The organism is Frateuria sp. GZRR35, assembly GCF_051900415.1.
Taxonomy (GTDB): Bacteria; Pseudomonadota; Gammaproteobacteria; order Xanthomonadales; family Rhodanobacteraceae; genus Frateuria_A.
Window position 1 is genome coordinate 175,810 of sequence record NZ_JBHZGL010000007.1, and the last position, 17,359, is coordinate 193,168.

General features: G+C 65.4%; 21 protein-coding genes. 7 read left to right on the forward strand and 14 right to left on the reverse strand.

The window, feature by feature from the left end; genetic code table 11:
• Nucleotides 1-187: 187 nt before the first annotated feature.
• The 3 genes from ACFWZ3_RS10655 to ACFWZ3_RS10665 form a co-directional block, all read right to left on the reverse strand.
• Entirely contained in the window at nt 188-1,138 is a 951-nt protein-coding gene (locus ACFWZ3_RS10655) for an energy transducer TonB (RefSeq protein WP_439707710.1), read from the reverse strand.
• Nucleotides 1,139-1,327: 189 nt separating this feature from the next.
• The gene (locus tag ACFWZ3_RS10660; RefSeq protein ID WP_439707711.1) at nt 1,328-2,557 is read right to left on the reverse strand and encodes an MFS transporter; all 1,230 of its coding nucleotides are present in this window, start codon (nt 2,555-2,557) and stop codon (nt 1,328-1,330) included.
• Between the two features lie 163 nt (nt 2,558-2,720).
• Nucleotides 2,721-3,263 (reverse strand): DinB family protein, encoded by a 543-nt coding sequence (locus tag ACFWZ3_RS10665; RefSeq protein ID WP_439707712.1) that lies wholly within the window; start codon nt 3,261-3,263, stop codon nt 2,721-2,723.
• 198 nt (nt 3,264-3,461) lie between these two features.
• Between ACFWZ3_RS10665 and ACFWZ3_RS10670 the strand changes: the two genes are divergently transcribed.
• The 3 genes from ACFWZ3_RS10670 (at nt 3,462) to ACFWZ3_RS10680 (ending at nt 5,567) form a co-directional block, all read left to right on the forward strand.
• Nucleotides 3,462-4,823, forward strand: coding sequence for a glycoside hydrolase family 2 (locus ACFWZ3_RS10670; protein WP_439707713.1), 1,362 nt, complete (start codon nt 3,462-3,464; stop codon nt 4,821-4,823).
• Between the two features lie 123 nt (nt 4,824-4,946).
• Nucleotides 4,947-5,195: a hypothetical protein gene (locus tag ACFWZ3_RS10675; protein WP_439707714.1), complete on the forward strand. Its 249-nt coding sequence runs from the start codon at nt 4,947-4,949 to the stop codon at nt 5,193-5,195.
• Nucleotides 5,196-5,273: 78 nt separating this feature from the next.
• On the forward strand, nt 5,274-5,567 hold the full coding sequence (locus ACFWZ3_RS10680; RefSeq protein ID WP_439707715.1) for a hypothetical protein: 294 nt from the start codon (nt 5,274-5,276) through the stop codon (nt 5,565-5,567).
• A gap of 115 nt (nt 5,568-5,682) precedes the next feature.
• Here the strand turns inward: ACFWZ3_RS10680 and ACFWZ3_RS10685 are convergent, their stop codons facing one another.
• Together ACFWZ3_RS10685 and ACFWZ3_RS10690 are read right to left on the reverse strand one after the other, a co-directional pair.
• Nucleotides 5,683-6,507 (reverse strand): DUF5953 family protein, encoded by an 825-nt coding sequence (locus ACFWZ3_RS10685; RefSeq protein ID WP_439707716.1) that lies wholly within the window; start codon nt 6,505-6,507, stop codon nt 5,683-5,685.
• Nucleotides 6,508-6,921: 414 nt separating this feature from the next.
• Nucleotides 6,922-7,812: an acyltransferase gene (locus tag ACFWZ3_RS10690; RefSeq protein ID WP_439707717.1), complete on the reverse strand. Its 891-nt coding sequence runs from the start codon at nt 7,810-7,812 to the stop codon at nt 6,922-6,924.
• A gap of 138 nt (nt 7,813-7,950) precedes the next feature.
• On the opposite strand from ACFWZ3_RS10690, the gene ACFWZ3_RS10695 reads away from it, so the two are divergent.
• Nucleotides 7,951-8,175 carry a hypothetical protein gene (locus ACFWZ3_RS10695; RefSeq protein WP_439707718.1) on the forward strand — a complete coding sequence of 75 codons (225 nt, stop codon included), beginning with the start codon at nt 7,951-7,953 and terminating at the stop codon, nt 8,173-8,175.
• 36 nt (nt 8,176-8,211) lie between these two features.
• On the opposite strand, the gene ACFWZ3_RS10700 is transcribed toward ACFWZ3_RS10695, so the two are convergent.
• The 4 genes from ACFWZ3_RS10700 to ACFWZ3_RS10715 all read right to left on the reverse strand — a co-directional run bounded on the left by ACFWZ3_RS10700 (nt 8,212) and on the right by ACFWZ3_RS10715 (nt 11,266).
• On the reverse strand, nt 8,212-8,733 hold the full coding sequence (locus ACFWZ3_RS10700) for a hypothetical protein (protein ID WP_439707719.1): 522 nt from the start codon (nt 8,731-8,733) through the stop codon (nt 8,212-8,214).
• Nucleotides 8,717-9,238: a hypothetical protein gene (locus ACFWZ3_RS10705; protein WP_439707720.1), complete on the reverse strand. Its 522-nt coding sequence runs from the start codon at nt 9,236-9,238 to the stop codon at nt 8,717-8,719. The genes ACFWZ3_RS10700 and ACFWZ3_RS10705 overlap by 17 nt, the downstream gene beginning before the upstream one ends.
• 310 nt (nt 9,239-9,548) lie before the next feature.
• Nucleotides 9,549-10,424, reverse strand: coding sequence for an NAD(P)-dependent oxidoreductase (locus ACFWZ3_RS10710; RefSeq protein ID WP_439707721.1), 876 nt, complete (start codon nt 10,422-10,424; stop codon nt 9,549-9,551).
• Nucleotides 10,421-11,266, reverse strand: a complete 846-nt coding sequence (locus ACFWZ3_RS10715) for a dienelactone hydrolase family protein (RefSeq protein WP_439707722.1) — start codon at nt 11,264-11,266, stop codon at nt 10,421-10,423. The genes ACFWZ3_RS10710 and ACFWZ3_RS10715 overlap by 4 nt, the downstream gene beginning before the upstream one ends.
• 71 nt (nt 11,267-11,337) lie before the next feature.
• Between ACFWZ3_RS10715 and ACFWZ3_RS10720 the strand changes: the two genes are divergently transcribed.
• On the forward strand, nt 11,338-12,345 hold the full coding sequence (locus ACFWZ3_RS10720) for a GlxA family transcriptional regulator (RefSeq protein WP_439707723.1): 1,008 nt from the start codon (nt 11,338-11,340) through the stop codon (nt 12,343-12,345).
• Between the two features lie 114 nt (nt 12,346-12,459).
• On the opposite strand, the gene ACFWZ3_RS10725 is transcribed toward ACFWZ3_RS10720, so the two are convergent.
• Complete coding sequence (locus ACFWZ3_RS10725) at nt 12,460-13,032, reverse strand: LemA family protein (RefSeq protein WP_439707724.1); 573 nt, start codon at nt 13,030-13,032, stop codon at nt 12,460-12,462.
• A gap of 127 nt (nt 13,033-13,159) precedes the next feature.
• Between ACFWZ3_RS10725 and ACFWZ3_RS10730 the strand changes: the two genes are divergently transcribed.
• The gene (locus tag ACFWZ3_RS10730) at nt 13,160-13,894 is read left to right on the forward strand and encodes a LemA family protein (RefSeq protein WP_439707725.1); all 735 of its coding nucleotides are present in this window, start codon (nt 13,160-13,162) and stop codon (nt 13,892-13,894) included.
• 5 nt (nt 13,895-13,899) lie between these two features.
• Nucleotides 13,900-14,805 (forward strand): GIDE domain-containing protein, encoded by a 906-nt coding sequence (locus ACFWZ3_RS10735; protein ID WP_439707726.1) that lies wholly within the window; start codon nt 13,900-13,902, stop codon nt 14,803-14,805.
• 240 nt (nt 14,806-15,045) lie between these two features.
• On the opposite strand, the gene ACFWZ3_RS10740 is transcribed toward ACFWZ3_RS10735, so the two are convergent.
• The 4 genes from ACFWZ3_RS10740 to ACFWZ3_RS10755 form a co-directional block, all read right to left on the reverse strand.
• Complete coding sequence (locus ACFWZ3_RS10740; RefSeq protein WP_439707727.1) at nt 15,046-15,180, reverse strand: hypothetical protein; 135 nt, start codon at nt 15,178-15,180, stop codon at nt 15,046-15,048.
• 13 nt (nt 15,181-15,193) lie between these two features.
• Nucleotides 15,194-15,475, reverse strand: coding sequence for a hypothetical protein (locus ACFWZ3_RS10745; protein WP_439707728.1), 282 nt, complete (start codon nt 15,473-15,475; stop codon nt 15,194-15,196).
• A gap of 141 nt (nt 15,476-15,616) precedes the next feature.
• Nucleotides 15,617-16,522, reverse strand: coding sequence for a hypothetical protein (locus ACFWZ3_RS10750; protein WP_439707729.1), 906 nt, complete (start codon nt 16,520-16,522; stop codon nt 15,617-15,619).
• Nucleotides 16,523-16,574: 52 nt separating this feature from the next.
• Nucleotides 16,575-17,147 (reverse strand): LemA family protein, encoded by a 573-nt coding sequence (locus ACFWZ3_RS10755; RefSeq protein ID WP_439707730.1) that lies wholly within the window; start codon nt 17,145-17,147, stop codon nt 16,575-16,577.
• Between the last annotated feature and the right edge of the window lie 212 nt (nt 17,148-17,359).

The following is a 17,359-nucleotide window of genomic DNA, read 5'->3' on the forward strand; positions in this document are numbered from 1 at the left end:
CATGGAGCGGACCTGGCCGGGCGTGGATCTGACCCGCGGTCGTCAACGGCCCCCAGCCGCCCGGGAATGTGCAGGTGCGGCCAGCCTTATCCGGCGGGCAGCGCCTTGGGGCCATGGCCGCACCAGGGCCCGCTCGTTCACTCCAGGACTTCGGCCGGACCCTGACCCGGCCCGTTGTGCCACGGCATCACGGCTTGGGAAATGACACGGGGATGTCCTGCCATGATGCATAGGCGACGCCTTCGCGCTCTGCCGGAACGAACTTCCAGTGCTTTGCCGCATCGAGCGCACTGGCATCCAGCTCGGCGTAGCCGCTGCTCGATTTGACCTGGACTTCGAGCACGTTGCCGCTGGCATCCACGTGGAAGGAAAGCAGCACGTCGCCAAAATGGCCCGCGCTCATCGCAGCAGGGGGAAGGCACGGGCGATAGTGCGCTGTGTAGGCCATGCTGGGAACCGCAATATGCGTCGGCGGCGGCGCAGGTGGCAGCGGTATGGACGCGATGGAGGGATTGCGGTCGTAGTCGCAATCCGAGGCCAAGGGCTTGGGCGCGGCCAGCAGTTGCATCGCCAGTTGGTCGAAGCATTCGGACACTGCGCCACGGAAGCCCTTGTTGCTGTGGACCATGACCGCGAAGCCCTTCAGCTGATAGGGCACATGGGCCGCGGCCTTTACCTCCGCACCGTTCATCGTGCCCGACGCGAGGCAGACTACCGAATCCCGATCGACCGGCAGATGCATCTCCTGCACGAACGACCAGTCCGTCTTGGCGTCCATCAGATTCCGGGTGATGAGATTGGACACCCCGCCGGCCGGGCCGGCGCCCAGGCGATGCGGAAAGAAGTCGACCACCACCAGCTCGCGCAACGCGACTTCGAGGTCGCCAGGCGCGGAGAGGTGACGCCCGAGGGCATCGCGCAACTGGCCGACCGCATCGGGCTTGACGGTCCTGTCCGCCAGGAAATACAGCGCCGAAAAACTCGAATCGCGACGCGCCTGTTTCTGCGTTGCCGTCCTCAGGTCGGTGACGGAAACCGTGCCCGCCGCGGCAGCACTCGCCTGCGCCGACGCGCCCAGTACAACCAGCCCCAAGCTCGTCCAGATCCATGCCCGGACAAACCTTCCCCACTTCGTCATCGCATTTCCCCTGTCGACTTCTTCCTGGTGTCGCGCGCCAAAGGTAGCCACCAAGCCCGGCGGGCTCAACCAGGCCCAGACCACTGCCGGTTCGACACGCCGGGGCGCTTGAACCTCGACCAGGGTCGTCGGAAATCCCGGACCGGCGAGCACATGGCAAGCAACCATGCGCCCAGAGGTGCACGCATCTCAATGCCCGGCCCGACCCTCGTCGGCATGCAGATCCAGGGCACTGGCGCCCGTGTTCACCATCGGCACGAAGTTGTCGTCCGGGGTCACTTCGCGCTTGCGGTGGACGAAGCGATAGAACGCGTAAGTGGCCAGCGTTCCATCGAGAAGGGCGAACCAGACGAACAGCAGCTTCGGTCCGAGCAGGCTCATGAGCGTGCCGGCCAGCAATGGCCCGAGCGCCGAGCCGATACCGTTGACCAGCAACACCGTGCTCGATGCCGTCAGCAGCTCGTCGCGGTGGACGTAATCGACCAGGTGCGCCACGGCGATCGGATACAACGTAAGGCTCATGCCGCCGAAGGCGAAGATCACGACCATCGCCGCCGCGCCGCCAGGGTTGGACAGCAACAGGTTGGTCAGCGCCGCCAGCGCCGCCACCGCGCTGATCAGCGAAAGCGCCAGGCGCCGGTCGATGCGATCGGAAAAGCGGCCCAGCGGCCATTGCAACACCACGCCACCGGCGATGCCCACGCTCACGTAGGTGCCGATGTCTCCGGGTTCCAGGCCACGGGCCGCCGCGTACACCGGCAACAGTCCCCAGAACGCGCCCAGCGCCAGGCCGGAAAGCAGCGCGCTGACCAGCGCGGTGGGCGCCAGCCGGAACAGGTGCACGATTCGCACCCGCGGCACCGAACGGATGTGCGGTTGCGTCTGGCGGCTCGTCACCACCGGCAGGCTGGCGGCGCAGAACAGGATCGCCACCACGCAGAACAGCACGAACCCGTCGCCCTGGATGCGCAGAAGCTGCTGCGCCGCGGCGCTCGCGCCCAGGTTCACCATCATGTAGACCGCAAAGACCGAGCTGCGGTGCGCCGGGTCTGCCGAGGCGTTCAACCAGCTCTCGATAATCGCGTACAGGCCCACCAGCAACAGCCCCTGCAACACGCGCAGCACCAGCCAGACGTGGTACGCCGGATCGAGCGCCTGCACCAGTACCACCAGGGTCACCAGCGCCGTGCAGAACGCGAACGTGCGGATGTGGCCGATGCGGTGGGTGAGCCGCGGAACGGTATAGGTGCCGACCAGGAAGCCGGCGTAATAGGCCGACGTCAGGATGCCGATCATCGCCACCGAGAAGCCGAGCGTGCGGCCCTCCAGCGCGATGTGCGAGTGGAGCAGCCCGACGCCCATCAGCAGGAACACGGTACTCAACAGCAGCGGCGTCGAGGAGCGAAGGCTGGTCAGCATGGGCGGGCGGCAAGGGGATCGAGCAGGCATCCTACTGCCCCGGCCGGCCGGACTCCGTGATGGGCCCCGTGGCAGGGTCAGCGGCGGCCACCGGATGGCTGCCCCAGCGAACGAACCATGCCGGAACGGGCATGGACAGCCACGTTCCTTCGCAGGTCCCGACTCAGCCCGCCGACCACTCCGGGATCAACGCCGACAGGTCGGTGACGCCGACGTCTACGCCGTACTGACTGAAGAGCGTAGTGACCTGGCCGCGGTGGTGCGTCTGGTGATTGAAGACGTGGCGCAGTACCAGTCCAGCCTCCCGCGTGAAGGACTCGCCCGCGCTGTTCACGTAGCGCATCGGCCGGGCATAGGCAGCCTCGGGGGCTTCATGGGTGAACGACACCAGCACGCCGTCCATCGCCTCCCGGTCCCTGCGCAGTCGCGCGAAGTCGGGAAAGGTGATGCCGCGGACCAGTGCCGGCAAGGGCGCGTGCCGGAGCGGCTCCAGTGACACGAGCTGCGGAAAGTTCGCCGCAAAGCGGCTCAACCAGTGCGCGTCCGCCGCCAGGATGTGGTCGAGCGTGGCGAGGATCGAACCGAAGAACGCACCGTGGTCGGCGCGCAGCTCCGCCTCCTCCAGCGAGGCCGCGGCCGTGTACAGCCGCTCGTTCATCCACTGGTTGTAGCGGGCCATCAACTGGAAATCGCGTGCAAGTGACATGAGGGAAACCCGTTCCCGGACCTGGTGCCCGGAGCAAAGGGATCGACCTTACCCGCCCGCACGGATTGGCACAAAGCAGCTGCGGTCCGGCGCACCGGTACGGACGCGGCGGGCACTGCCCCGGTTGAACACCGGCCAACGCCTACTGCACTCTCGACCGATGTTTACGTGCTTCCACCACGACGACAGGATCCCTGCATGACCAGCAACGGCCCCTCCCCGGCCGCGCCATCGGCCGATGCCACGCAGCGGAACCTGGTCATCGGCATTCTCGTGGCGACGCTGGTGACATGGGTCGCCGTCATCGCCGACCTGAAAACCGGCGGCCGCCCCGATCCCGAGCCGCTGCGCGCCGCGTCCACCCTGCTCGACGGCCCGTGGCGGTTCCATACCGGTGATGACCCCCGCTGGGCCGCCGCCGCTACGGACGACAGCGGCTGGGAAACGATCGACCTGACCGCCCTGCCGGGCAGCCACGACGGCGACGTGGGCCTGCCCGATTACGTGGGCGGTTGGATGGCCCACGGCTATCCCGGTTACCACGGCTACGCCTGGTATCGGCGCGCGGTCACGGTGCCCGCCGACGCGACGGCGTGGGAGGTCCTCGGACCGACCCTGGTCGAGGATGGCTACGAGCTGTACTGGAATGGCCGGTTGCTGGGCGGCTCGGGCCGGCTCGGCCCGGACCCGCGTCTCGTCGGCACGCGGCCGTTGCGGTTCGCCCTTCCTGCCGACGCCGCAGGCAGCCGGGGCGTGCTCGCCATCCGCACCTACATGCGCCCCGGCACCGGCGCGAGCGCGGACGGCGGCGGCATGCATACGCCCCCCATACTGGCGCCGCGGCCGGTGGCCGATGCGCTGCACCGCGCGCAATGGCGGCGAACCCTCGCCGGTTACATCGTCGATGCGATCGAGCCGGCCGCGATGCTGGCGGTGATCGGCCTGGCGCTTGCGTACGGGCGCCGCAGTGGCCGCAAGGGTTTCCTTGTCTTTGCCTGCCTTGCGCTGGCGCTCACCGCAGCCCGGCGGCTCAACAATGCCATCGTCTCCTGGACCGACCTGCAGGACCTGGACACCTATGCATGGCTCGCGTCGGTGATGTGGGTGCCGACGATGGCGGCCTGGCTGCTGGCCTGGAACCGTTGGTGCCTGCGGCCATGGCGCAGCATCGATGGCGCGGCGATCGTGCTGGCGATGGCCGGGATTATCGGCGCGCTCACCGATTCGGCGGGCTGGACGAGCGTGTGCCGACTTGGCTCGCTCGCGCTGTTCGTCGTGATCGGCGCGCGCATCGTCCGCAGCGGCCCGATGCGCGTCCTGGCGGGCCTAACGCTGGCATCGATGGTGGCCGCGCAATTCGGCGCGGAACTGCTCGATACGATCGGCGTGCCGGGCATCTGGTTTCCGTTCGGCATCGGCGTGTCACGGACGCAGTACATCTACGCCATCGCCGTTCCGCTGCTGGCCATCCTGATCGCGCGTACCGTGCTGCCGCGCGCAACGCGAGGTCGGGTCGTGCAACGGGAAAGGAAATCCGCCACGCCCGCGGTCGGCCCGTGACGGGCGACAGCCGGTCCGGTTTCGATCGTTTTCCTGCTGCGCCGGGACGTGTCTTGGCGCTCCCTTCACTGCAGCGGGAAGCAGCCTAGGCGCACCTTGTCCGAACACAGCCGTGGAGGTGCCATGCTCCAGCTCAATCCGCCATTGCCGCTCGACACTCCCAAGGGTGAGGGCCTGGCCCACATCCTCATCGACTACGGCCCGGAGTCGGATCTCTACTGGACGGTCTTCATCAACGCCACCGGCGAAATCTGGACCTTTGCCAACCGCGACGTCCGTGCCAGCAAGAACATCACGCTCGGTCGCGCCCATCCGCAGTCGCCCCAAGGTGAACCCCGCGGCCCGGTGCCCATGCGCCCGATGGCCAGTTGAGGGACACTCGTAAGGCGCGGATCTTCAATCGACGACGATTTGCCGCACGCGGTTTACCTGGACTCTTTTGGATTTCCGATGAATGCACAGTGGAAGCGCATCGCACCTGGCAAGCGGCTGTTCGCGTTGCTGCTGGCCGTCATGGCAATTTTTCTCGCGTCGGCGATACGTACTGGCGCCCAGTACCTTATCTCGTGCGCAAGCCTTCTCTTTGCCTGGCACCTGGCATTTATTCCTGCTCCGCCGTTGAAAACACCCGTGGGGGATGTTTATGACGCAAGCTTGCGCGGATGGCGAACACCGATGACAGGCAAGCTCGTCAGCCTGCTCGGGATAGTGCTGCTGGTCACCGGCATTGCGATGCAGATCTAGCCAATCAGGCAGGGGGGTCAGTGCGAGCCCCGGCTCCAGGCGCTGAGCCGCCCCGGCTTTATTTCCGGTTGGCTTGGTCAGTAACGATCGCGCGCAGCGGTTCGATGGGCACCGATCAACCGTGCCCTCGGGCGCGATACAGTTCCGGCGCGACCTGAGGCCGGGCACCCAGACGGGGAAGTCGCTCGTACACACGGGCAAGCAGGGCCAGGTGATCCGGCCTGCCCGCATCCAGGGGTTCTTTCCCTACCTTCACGAGCCAGGCGCCCGCGGGGGTCCGATACGCGTCCGGCAACAGGTCGAGGTCACCGTGGCCGGGAAAGCCGAGGTAGTCAGCTACCTCGCCCGACCAGTAGTTCAGCCAGCCGAGCCAACCTGGCTGAAGCGCGCATTCAAGTGGCGCGTAGCGCGTATCGACCAGCCAGGGCAGCCGGCGCTCCTCGTCGGTGAGATCGCTCACCTCTTCCTTGATCACCTTGTCGCCCACGCGCGAACACCACTGGACGCGACGCAAGCGCCGAGCGGTCGCCACGGGTAGGTACTGCCCCCAGTGCGCGCCCAGCGCATCGCCGACATGGACGAGCAGCGCCTCGTGCCCGGCGGGCGACACCGCCGGATACTGCGTGCCGCAGTGATAGACCTCCGCATTGGCATAGCTGCGGCCGGACAAGGCGTAGTAGTCGATGTTCTCGTACCCGGTAGGCGTGGGAGCGATTCCCGTGCCCGTATAGACGTTCAGCCATTTGGTGCGGCTTCGCGCCTTGCCCTTGAGGAAAGCTGTGCGATCCGACAGTTCGATGTCAGCCTGCCCCTCCCGATACGGCGTTGCCTTGTCGAGGCGGACATCGAACGTCGCCTCGATCGCCTGGCAGGCGCGCTCGATCCGTGCGGGCCAGTCGCGGGCACGGCCAGGCATGGCGTAGGTTGGCGTGTACATCATGTGCGGACACCTCGAGCACGGTTTCGTCTGCCGGAGAACGCATCCTGTCCACTCGAGCGGGCGCACCACAAACAGCCCCCATTCGTCTCCGGGACGCGTCGCTAAAAAAGCTCTACTCAGGCCGCGTCCACCCCTGCTCGGCCATGCATTCTTCGAAGGCATGCTGCCTCAACGCTTCGGCATGCGCATCGGCCTGCGCGCGGCATTCCGCCTGCGCCTCATCGAACGGCCTGGCGTGCTTCCCGTGCCATCCCGGATCGGAAGCGCAGGCGGACAGGAGGACGCACAACGTGACTACGGGAAATCGCATGCAGTCTCCTCCTGGTCGTTACAACCGAGCGCCAGCATTATCCCGGCGCTAGTGGCGGGCAAACCTTGGCATGAAGCCTCGCACCCTTTCCATGGAAAGGGGTGTCAGCTTTCCAGCAAGCGCTCCACGTCCGCATCCTTCTGGACCCACAGCGTGTTGACCCACGCCTGGAAGCGCTCGCGGAAGGCCGGGTCGTTCTCGTAGTCGCCACGCAGGGCCGGTTCGATGGGACGGTGGCGCACCAGCACGCGGATGTCACGGAGGCGGCCGGCAATCAGGTCCATCATCGAGCCGGCGCCGCCCGCATAAACCAGGGTCACGTCCAGGATGGCGTGCAGGCCTTCGCCCATGGCGTCCAGCACGAAGGCGACGCCACCGGCGCGCGGACGCAGCAGATGGCGGTAGGGAGAACCCTGCGCCGCGTGCTTGGCGCGGGTGAAGCGCGTGCCCTCGACAAAGTTCATTACCGACACCGGCATGTGGCGGAACTTTTCGCAGGCGCAGCGGGTGGTCTGGCGATCCTTGCCGGCCAGCTCGGGGCGCTTTGCCAACTGCTCGCGCGAGTGGCGTTTCATGAAAGGGAAATCCAGCGCCCACCATGCCGGTCCCAGCAGCGGCACCCAGATCAGCTGACTCTTGAGGAAAAATCGCAGGAACGGGATGCGGCGGTTGAAGGTCTTCTGCAACACGGGAATGTCTACCCAGCTCTGGTGATTGCACAGCACCAGGTAGTTGCCGTCCGGTCGCAGCCCCTCCAGCCCCTCGACCCGCCAGCGGGTGCGCGTGAACAGATCGAACAGCACGCCGTTGACCCCGATCCAGCTTTCCGCGATCACCACCAGGGCACGCGACAGCGCCACACGCGCGCCATGCCACGGCAGCACGAGCTTGACCAGGGTCAGCGCGAACAGCACCAGCACATGCGCCACCGTGTTGGCGGCCAGCAACAGCATGGCAAGCGGGACGCGCAGCAGCGCGGGAAGCGAGGCGAACATGGACGGGACCGTCGTAGGGCGCTGTAGCGTAGCGCGCGGCTGCGAGCATCGCTCGGGCCCGGTCGCCTCCTGCCGCGCTTGCCGCCCCAGAAACCGAGCGCGCAACATGCCGGGACCGAACAGCATGGGGCAATTCACATGAGCACCCACAGATGCGACCGCAACACCGAACTGGGCCCGTACATCGCGTGGCTATGCAAGATCAACGACGGCGAATACAACGTCGTCGTCCAGATTGCAGACCATCCGCCGGAAAGCGCCGATCAATCGTTCGGTACCGAAGAGCAGGCGCTGCAGGCGGCCGACGTATTCGCTCGACAGATGCAGAAGTCGAGCTATGGCGCCGCTTCCGGTCCGTTCTGATTTCCGTTGGTGCCCATTGAACGGGCGGCTCCATGCTTACTGCCGGGGCGGGACGACCCTGTCCATCAGCGCCCGCCCTTCCGGCTCACCGGCAACGGCGATGTTGATGTAGCCGTTAACCAAGGGCGCTTCCAGCGTCGCATCGAGCTCGACGACTTGCCGCCTTACCAGGTAGATGCGCTCGTGCAGATGCTTCTTGCTGTACTCGCCCAGCCGGGCCTTGTCTGCCGGGTCCACAAACAAGAAGAGCATGTAGAGGTCCAGCGCGTCGGAGTAGCGCAGCTGCGCCGCCTTTATGGATACGTTCGGCAAGTAAGCGCGGCGATCCAGGCACCGGACCATCCCGTCTTGGGCGGGCAGCCTTAGCGCATCAGAAGAGACTGCGTCGCTACCGGATCGGCAAGCTGCCGCAAGATCGACCAATTCCCTGGCGTTCAGGGGCGCGCTCACCTGCAGCAAGGCAGCCAGAAAGAAAGCCGATCCTGTTGCCTTCATCGCATGCCTCGCCGCTGACCTGATTCTGTTATTCCTTTTCCGCGCATCAACCGCCGAAGCCATGCCTCGCGATCGATGAAAGCAACCAAAGCAGAAACAACGCAACGGCCGGGATGGCGACCACCACCAATCCACCAAGAGCTCCAGCCACCGTTCGGGCGCCTTGAATAAAGCGGAATGCCGCGACCAGCAAGACCATCGCCAAGGCTTGCAGGACAATCACGCCCATAAGGAACGATTGATCCTGCGGCTCCTGCGCGTTGATCCCTTGAGACATGGCATACGCCAACCCGACAACGAAAAGCACAAGCCAGACCCACCAAGGCCACGGCTTCCTGGGTTGCACGACGCGTTCGTCTTGCCGGTGCTCGGAAACCAGGTCGTCATCCGACGGCGGGGGCGGCCCGTATGACGAAGGCTGCTCGCCCCGACGCTGGAGTTCCACCATCGCGCTGGCCGCGGCCGCCCGCGTCAGGTGGCCTGATGCAAGCTGCTCACGCAGCCAGTCATTCGACTTTGAGCGGTAGGCTCCGGCCGGCTCCTCCTCACCGGGATAGTTAACGGGCATGATCTTCCTCGTCGGTAGCGGCTGACCTTGATCCGAAAATGGATCGGCTCACTTCCTAGCGCCAGGTAATGAACCCGACCTCGTTTGCATTGACTAGTTTTCATTGTCGCTGAACGCACTTGCCAGCAAGAACGGGGCAGGCTCACTTGCGGCACTGGATAGGTGAACCTAACCCCGCTAGTTGTAGGCTTGCAAACCATCGAGTGAACATTGAGCGAGGGGTGTCGGGCTCGGTGCAACGTGGACTCCGGCCCTCTTTTCGCACGCGATACGCCAACCTGCCCCGTCAGCTCGAGCCCACGAGCACTGACTACCTGCGTCCCTTGCCAGTCCCAAAGGCCTTGACCACGGCCGTCATGTCCAGGTCTTGATGGCCCGCTTCGCTCGCGGCGCGATAGAGCTTCACGCAGTCTTCGATGATCGGGGCGTGTGCTTGCGCGAGCCTCGCCTGCTCGGCGATCAACCTGGCGATGGTGCCGATGTCGCGGACCGCCGCTTGCGCGGAATGATCCTCCGTGACCAGCTTTTCCAGCTTGATGCGCGAAACATCGCTGGCCATCGGACCGGCGTCGAGGATGTCGCGCAGCAAGGCCACGTCGAGCCCGGCGCTGCGCGCGGCATGCACGGTTTCGGCGAGTGCCGTGACCATCGCTATCAGGTAATGGTTGACGGCGAGCTTCATGCGCAATGCGCCCGGTACCGGCCCGCACTGGAATACCTGGCTGCAGACGGGCTTCAGCAAGGGCAGCACGATGGCGACATGGTCCGCATGCCCGGCCACCATCCCGACCAGTCGCCCCTGCTCCGCAGGCACGCGCGAGCCCGAAACCGGTGCTTCGACGTAATGGCCGCCGCCTTGGCGTATGTCCTGTTCAAGTGCAAGCGAGTAGGCCGGCGACGTGGTGCCCAGTTGCACGAACGTCGTCCCCCTGACGCGTGTGCGGAACGCTGGCGTGCCTCGGCCCAATGCCGCATCGAGGGCCGATTCGTCCAGCAGCATCAGCATCACCACGGTGGCCTGCTGGCACAGGGCGTCGATGGAAACCACCTGCCTGGCGCCGAGTTCCACCAATGGACCGCACTTGCCGGGCGTGCGGTTCCAGACTAGCAGCGGCGTCCCGCCGCGAATGAGGTTGCGGGCGATCGGCAGGCCCATGCGGCCGATGCCGAGGAAGCCGAGGGTCATATGATCGTTTCCGCGGCAAACAGCGGCTCGCCATACAGGCGGGTGCGCAGGAACGACAGGACCTCGTCGCGCGCCTGCAGCGTCGGCTCGCCCTCGGCATCGATCAGGTGCGCGGTAAGTACGCTGTGCGGACTGCCAACGACGTCGCGAAAAAACGGCGGTGGGTCCGGGTTGGCCGCGGCGTCGGGCAGCACACGCCCCACGAAGCGCTCGCCCAGTGCGGCCCGATACGCGGCGAACCGCTCTGCGCGGCAATGACGGTCGCCTTCGAAGCGATATGCCAACACGCTCAGGTCGTCGCGTTCCAGTCGCGCGCGGATCCTCGCCAATTCCTCCGGACTGGAGTCGATGCCGCCGGGATCGTCCAGCGGCAACGAGGGCTGCGCCAGCACCGGCGCGAGCAGCGCCGGTTCCAGCATCATCGTCAGCGCGAAGTTGCCGGTGAAGCACATCCCGATCGCGCCGACACCGTTGCCACCGCATTCCTTGTGCGCCATCCGCGCCAGCGACATCAGCCACTGCGTCACCGGGCTGGGAGCATTCGCCGCCAGCGCGCGGAACTCGGCACTGACGCAAGCGCGGCGCATGATCGCCAGCCCTTCTTCGGTTTGCGGCACGGCGCCGTCGCGACCGAACAGCGATGGCATGTAGACAGTGAAGCCGGCCAGGCGCACCCAGCGCGCAAAGCGGGCCACATGCGGACTGATGCCAGGCATCTCGGTCATGAGGATGACGCCAGGGCCTGCACCGGAGAAGTACACGCGCCGGGTGACGCCGTCGAGGCAGATCGACCGGGCGAGGAAGTCGTCGAGCGGGTCGTCGGAGGCGGTCTGTGGGCTCATGGCCCTATTGGATGCTGTCCACGCCACGGCGTGCTAGCGTCTGAACCGACATCTTTCGGGCGTGATCGGACATGAAAGACTTCGAAGTACTCATGCTTCCCGGCACCAATCCCAGCGGCGTCGCGATGACGCGCGACATCCTGTCGGCGGCCGCGTTGTTCGCTGCACGACAGGGCGAAGCGGTACCCACCTGGGGCCTGTACTCACCCATGGGCGGCCACGTGAAGATGCAGGGTGGGATCGGTGCCGACACGCTTCGCCTGCCGGGGCGCAAGCGGGGCACCCGCTCCGTGCTGCTGGTGCCGGGCCTGTGGGTGACGGATGCGCGCGAACTGCGCCAGCGGATGGATGCGGACGATTGCCGACGTGCCGTCCGCCACGTCGCCGCGCACGTGGCGGCGGGCGGCCGGGTGGCGGCTTCCTGCTCCGCGGTGTTCCTGTTGCACGCGGCGGGCGTGCTGGCCGGTCGGCACGCCACCACGACCTGGTGGCTTGCGCCGGAGCTGTCGCGCATGGCGCCGGAGACGCGGGTGGAAGCCAACCGCATTCTTTGCGTCGACGGCCCTGTCATTACCGCGGGCGCGGCGTTCGCACAGTCGGACGTGATGCTCTATCTGTTGCGCCAGCGTTTCGGCAGCAAGCTCGCCGATGGCGTATCGCGCGTGTTGTTGCTGCACGAACGCAGCGAGCAGGCGCAGTTCGTGGTCCCCTCGATGCTGGCCAGTGGCGATGCGCTGGTCACGCGCCTGACCCGGCGCGTGGAAACCTCATTGCCGGCGGTGCCGTCGGTGAGCGCGCTTGCCAGCGAATTTTGCGTGTCCGAGCGGACCTTGGGGCGGCGCGTGCGCCATGCCACCGGCATGAGCACGATCGAGTTGATCCAGAGCGTTCGCCTGCACCGCGCCCGCAGCCTGCTGCAGACCAGCCGCATGGCGATCGAACAGGTTGCAGCGGCCGTGGGTTACCGCGATCCCACCGCATTGCGCCGGCTGATGCGCAAAGTCGCAGGCGCGACGCCGAGCGGTTACCGGGGTTCGGCGGCCGTGTCCGGCCGGGTGGGCTTCAGTGGAAGGAGTTGACCACCTACAAAAAGGGGGCCGAGCAATCACACCGGCTTAATTGCCTCCGCCCCTTTATTTAGGCCGGAAAGCGTTGCTCCCATTGACCCCGGCGGCGGATCCCGTTTTTCCGCCTCAGCTAAAAAGCGCTTTCATATCGACGTCGCTCAGCTCGGCGGACGCGAATTTCAGCAGTTCCATCGAACGGATATGGGCGATGCCGGCGACGATACGATCAGGAAACTGCTCGCGACGGATATTCAGATCATTGGCCGTGTCGTTGTAGGACTCGCGCCGGTCGGCGATCGCGTTCTCCAGCCCGCTCACGCGGCTTTGCAGCGCCCGGAAGGACTCGTTCGCCTTGAGGTCGGGGTAGTTTTCTGCCACGGCGTAGAGGTTCGCCAGGCCTCCGCGAAGCTCCGATTCGGCCCGGCCAACCGCCTCGGGACTGCCCGCCTGGCGAGCCTGCGCCACGTTGGCACGCGCCTGCACGATACGCTCGAGCGCGGGCTGTTCGTACTGCAAGTACTGCTTGCAGACCTCCACCAGCTTGGGTAACTCGTCGTGCCGCTGTTTCAGAAGCACGTCGATATTGGACCAGGCGGTCACGGCGTTGTGCTTGAGCCGGACCAGTGAGTTGTAGATGGAAACGCCGTAGGCCAGGACCACGACCAACAACCCCACGCCGAGGATAAATCCGAGATGCATCCTGTTCCCCCTGTCCTTGTTCCTGATCGTGCTTCACCGATCGGCACGCGCCGCCGAGCCTACCGGAGGTACGACACTGCGACAAATCTTTTCGTGGTCCCATTCCGGTCATGCCGCACACGGTTTCGTGACCGCAACGGAAGAATCGGCGCGCTTCGGCATTTCGCGTCGGTATCCAGACGCAATTGAAAACCAGCCTCCGCACGTCGCTTTGGACGCCGCCGGCTTTGGCCACGCATTTCCGGCGAGCGGCAAGGCTATGATGTCGTCGAGCGACCTGGAATCGAACCCGATGATCAAAAGGATGTTGTTCGCTGTGGCGATCGCGCTCGCGATCGTCTACTTGGTGTTTCTGTTCAACAACCTGATTGCGCTGCGGCATAACGTTCGCCGTGCCTGGGCAAACATCGACATCCTGCTCAAGCAGCGGAGCGAGGAGCTGTCCAAGCTGGTCGAAATCTGCAAGCAATACATGGCGTACGAGCAGCACGCACTGGCGCAGATCATGGAGGCCCGCGCCGAAGTCGCGCGAGCGGGCGACGCCGGCGACGTTGGCCGCGTCGGTCGTGCCGAGCACCACCTGCGCCATCGGGTGCAGCGGGTTCTCGCCCTGGCCGAAGGCTATCCCGCACTGCAGGCCGACACGGTCTTTGCCGGCCTGCAGTCGCGCGTCAGCGTTCTGGAATGCTCTATCGCAGACCGGCGACTTCTGTACAACGAAACGGTCAACCGCCTCAACACCCGCCGCCTCCAGTTTCCCGATCTGCTGGTTGCCCGCTTGGGAGGCATCGGTCCGGCATCGTTGCTCCAGTTCACCTCGCCCGAGGTGACACAGCGCCCCTCCGCCCCCCTGTTCGAGTGATGACGATGCTCGCGCTCATCGACTACCACCACCGCGACGTTCGGCCTCTGGCCATCCTGGCCATCCTGGCGGTTCTTGGTGTAGTCCGCTGGTTCAAGTCCCTGAAGCGCGCGCGCCTGATCGAGGACACCCCGACCTCGCGGGCGCGCTCGGCCGCGCAGGGCCTGGTCGAGCTGGAAGGCGTCCAGTATTCGCCCCCGGACCAGTCCCTCACTACCCCGTTCACCGGCTCCTGGTGCACCTGGTGGAACTACAAGGTCGAGAAGCGTCGTTGGTGGCCAATGAACGACCACTGGAAGACGATAGAGGAGCAGACGAGCCAGGCTCCGATCATCCTGCGCGACCCGACTGGCGAGGTGCGCATTCATCCCGAGGGAGCCGAGGTACGGCCCTCGCAGACCCACCACTGGTACAGCAACCAGCCTCCCGGTACCGAGCGGATCAGGATGAGCCTGGCGGGCACGGGCCGCTACCGGTACACCGAGAAATGCATGTGCCCGGGTGATCCGCTGTACGTACTCGGTCAGCTCACCACGATGCGTCCCAGGCGACAGGCCGGGAACTACCAGGGGGCCATGTCCGACCTGCTCACCACCTGGAAGCGCGATCAGCAGGCCTTGCTGGCCCGCTTCGACGTCAATGGCGATGGCGAAATCAGCCTGGAGGAGTGGGAACAGGTTCGGGCCGCGGCCCACCAACAAATCACCACCACAAGCGCGCACACCGAATCGAGCGAACCCCTGGAATACATCTGCAAGCCGAACAACGGCCAGCCCTTCTTGCTGGCGGCACAGAATGCCGACTCGCTGGCCGGACACCAGCATTCCCGCTCGTGGCTCAGTCTGATCCTGGCGGCAGGAGCCAGCGCCCTGTTCCTGTATCTGCTCAAGCGCTTCGTCGAGGGTCACTGACGAGGAGAGGTCATTCTGCCGAGCCGAGGAACGGGGCTCCGACCTCGTTCGTTGAGCCCGCCAGCACAAACAACCATGAGATCCGATCCTTGCCGCATACTCGCGCTCCATTTGCGGCGCGGGCCTTCATCGCGCCCCTTGGCACTCAATTGCGTCCTGGGACGCAGGCCGAGAACAGATATCAGAGTCGACTTTGACAGCACTCCGGAGCCTACTTCTTGACCTCCTTGCGGCGACTCTTCACCGAGAGCGCGTCTTCGTGGTGATCCAGAGCCAGAACAGAAGATGCCCCAGGATCGCCAGCCACAGGATCGTCCACAGGCCCCAGTTGGAACCGGTCGGGTCTTCGGCCCGATAGAGAGAGACGGCGACCATCGCGAGGAAGCCGTCAGGCACGAGCGCCCAAGATGAAGGCAGCCCACCGCATGCCCGGCGTGGCATGCGGGCTCTGCACCTTGTCCACGAGCGTCGCGCCCGCGAACTGGACTTCGACCGGATCGACCGTGGAACGGACCGCAATCATGGTGTCGATACGCTCATCGGCCGCGCCTTCGCCACTGCCCACGGGCGCGCCCAGGTCGCTTCCGTTTTCCGTGCCATCGTCCAGCAAGTCGGCGACGTTCGTGTGCCGGCGCACCCACGTGGGATCGCTGAAATGCTCGTTACCCATACGCCCCTGTCCTAGGAAAGTGAACCTGGCCCCGTTAGCGCCCATGTCTACGGCTTGGTTTGATGCATTGTTTTCTTTCGCAAAAAAGGGACGGATGGAATTATGCAGCCTTAATCCCCTCCGTCCCCTTTATGGAGCCAGTCAACTTGCAAACTCCTTGACGCACCAAACGACGCCCATCAGGAAGGCCACCAGCCAGAACGGCGACGGTCGCGATGGGTTGGGGAACTCGCCAGGCTCCAGATCCAGCACTGGCGAGACCACAAAGGGCTTGCCGTCCCTGGGCTTGGAAATCACGCTGCGCCCTTCCGGGGCGAAGTCCTGTTCCCGGCTCTGCTCCCGTTCCGCCTGGGCGAAGGCGGCCTGGCGCGCGGTTCCCCATTCACCCGGATCAACCACGCCATCCTGGTTGCGGTCGAAGCGCTCGAGCAGCGCCGGCTGGTCCTGCTTCCAGCGGCCCAGCAGGCGAAGTGCCGCCTGCTTGATCCCGGCGGCCGACGGGACGGTCGAGTGCGTGGTGAGCTGCCCGGCGACGTAGAGAGTGTCGCCTTCGTCCATCCGCTTTTCGGTGTAGCGGTATTTATGCCCGCCCGGGAAGAGCGATGGGGGCCAGACAGGCCAGGCAGCTTCGCCATACCAGCGATCGCGGGCGTCGGCGAGGCGTTCTGAGCCGGCGATCTCGACCACCACTTGCCCGGTGCCATCATCGAGCAGGAGCGGCGATGCGCTGGTGGCCTGTTTGACCACCTTCCACTCCGGGGCAGTCTTGTCCAGTCTCCAGGTAACATGCCGCTCGATGGTGTAGCTCCACCAGGTGCAGGGTTTGCCGGTCATGGGCGCCAGCAGCGGCTGGCCGCCGACGTACCACTGTGTGCCGAACAGCCGGACGTAGCCTTGGGCCGCGGAACGGCATTTGGATAGCGGAACGCCCGCCTCCACGCCACGCGTGCGCTTCCACCAACGCAGCTGCTGCTCGACACTCCACGCCAAGCCGGCGATCAAGACAATCAGCAGCGGTAGCAGGAGAGCTTCCAAATGCACGATCACATTCCCCTGGATGGCCGGACAACGCGGCGCGAGGCGTACGCGGCAGGTCCTCTCAGCTGAAAAGCGCCTGCATGTCCACGTCGCGGGTCTCCTCGCTCGTGAAGTGCAGCAGTTCGGCGCCCGGGATATGGAACAGGCCGGCCACGAGATTGTCGGGAAATTGTTCCCGCCTCACGTTCAGGGCGTTGACCGACTCGTTGTAGAACTCGCGGCGATCAGCTAGCGAGCTTTCAAGCCCGCTGATGCGGCCCTGCAGGAAGCGGAAGGACTCGTCCGCCTTCAGCTCCGGATAATTCTCCGCCACGGCGTAGAGCTGGGTCAGGTCACGGCGCAGCTGCCCCTCCGCGTCCCCAAGCGCTTGCGGATTGCCGCGCGCCATGGCGGTGGAAACGTTCGAGCGTGCGGCGATCACCCGCTCGAGCGTGGGTTGTTCATACTGCATGTACCGCTTGCAGGTCTCCACCAGCTTGGGAAGCTCGTCATGCCGCTGCTTGAGCAACACGTCAATGTTGGACCACGCCTTGGCGGCGTTGTTTTTCAACTGCACCAAGCCGTTGTACAGCGCCACCACATACGCGCCCGCGGCCACGGCCAGTGCGACCAGAACATATCCCTTGAAACCCATGTACTTCCGCCGGTCCTTATACGCGAGCATACAACCAGGTGGCGGGGACGGAGTTGGTTAAGCCGAGGACTCACAACAGCCGGCCGACTTCCCGGACAGACCCCTGCTCCCTTCCGCTGCATGGTGGCGACTCCGTTCGAAGGAAGCCCGACCATGCCACGGATGCCACGTCTGCTGCTGCCTGGTATTCCGCTCCACGTCACCCAGCGCGG

What these genes read in the sequence shown, in the direction of transcription:
- ACFWZ3_RS10655 (WP_439707710.1), bottom strand. Translation starts at nt 1,138, where the DNA reads ATGACGAAGTGGGGAAGGTTTGTCCGGGCATGGATCTGGACGAGCTTG.
- ACFWZ3_RS10660 (WP_439707711.1), bottom strand. Translation starts at nt 2,557, where the DNA reads ATGCTGACCAGCCTTCGCTCCTCGACGCCGCTGCTGTTGAGTACCGTG.
- ACFWZ3_RS10665 (WP_439707712.1), bottom strand. Translation starts at nt 3,263, where the DNA reads ATGTCACTTGCACGCGATTTCCAGTTGATGGCCCGCTACAACCAGTGG.
- ACFWZ3_RS10670 (WP_439707713.1), top strand. Translation starts at nt 3,462, where the DNA reads ATGACCAGCAACGGCCCCTCCCCGGCCGCGCCATCGGCCGATGCCACG.
- ACFWZ3_RS10675 (WP_439707714.1), top strand. Translation starts at nt 4,947, where the DNA reads ATGCTCCAGCTCAATCCGCCATTGCCGCTCGACACTCCCAAGGGTGAG.
- ACFWZ3_RS10680 (WP_439707715.1), top strand. Translation starts at nt 5,274, where the DNA reads ATGAATGCACAGTGGAAGCGCATCGCACCTGGCAAGCGGCTGTTCGCG.
- ACFWZ3_RS10685 (WP_439707716.1), bottom strand. Translation starts at nt 6,507, where the DNA reads ATGATGTACACGCCAACCTACGCCATGCCTGGCCGTGCCCGCGACTGG.
- ACFWZ3_RS10690 (WP_439707717.1), bottom strand. Translation starts at nt 7,812, where the DNA reads ATGTTCGCCTCGCTTCCCGCGCTGCTGCGCGTCCCGCTTGCCATGCTG.
- ACFWZ3_RS10695 (WP_439707718.1), top strand. Translation starts at nt 7,951, where the DNA reads ATGAGCACCCACAGATGCGACCGCAACACCGAACTGGGCCCGTACATC.
- ACFWZ3_RS10700 (WP_439707719.1), bottom strand. Translation starts at nt 8,733, where the DNA reads ATGGCTTCGGCGGTTGATGCGCGGAAAAGGAATAACAGAATCAGGTCA.
- ACFWZ3_RS10705 (WP_439707720.1), bottom strand. Translation starts at nt 9,238, where the DNA reads ATGCCCGTTAACTATCCCGGTGAGGAGGAGCCGGCCGGAGCCTACCGC.
- ACFWZ3_RS10710 (WP_439707721.1), bottom strand. Translation starts at nt 10,424, where the DNA reads ATGACCCTCGGCTTCCTCGGCATCGGCCGCATGGGCCTGCCGATCGCC.
- ACFWZ3_RS10715 (WP_439707722.1), bottom strand. Translation starts at nt 11,266, where the DNA reads ATGAGCCCACAGACCGCCTCCGACGACCCGCTCGACGACTTCCTCGCC.
- ACFWZ3_RS10720 (WP_439707723.1), top strand. Translation starts at nt 11,338, where the DNA reads ATGAAAGACTTCGAAGTACTCATGCTTCCCGGCACCAATCCCAGCGGC.
- ACFWZ3_RS10725 (WP_439707724.1), bottom strand. Translation starts at nt 13,032, where the DNA reads ATGCATCTCGGATTTATCCTCGGCGTGGGGTTGTTGGTCGTGGTCCTG.
- ACFWZ3_RS10735 (WP_439707726.1), top strand. Translation starts at nt 13,900, where the DNA reads ATGCTCGCGCTCATCGACTACCACCACCGCGACGTTCGGCCTCTGGCC.
- ACFWZ3_RS10740 (WP_439707727.1), bottom strand. Translation starts at nt 15,180, where the DNA reads ATGGTCGCCGTCTCTCTCTATCGGGCCGAAGACCCGACCGGTTCCAAC.
- ACFWZ3_RS10745 (WP_439707728.1), bottom strand. Translation starts at nt 15,475, where the DNA reads ATGGGTAACGAGCATTTCAGCGATCCCACGTGGGTGCGCCGGCACACG.
- ACFWZ3_RS10755 (WP_439707730.1), bottom strand. Translation starts at nt 17,147, where the DNA reads ATGGGTTTCAAGGGATATGTTCTGGTCGCACTGGCCGTGGCCGCGGGC.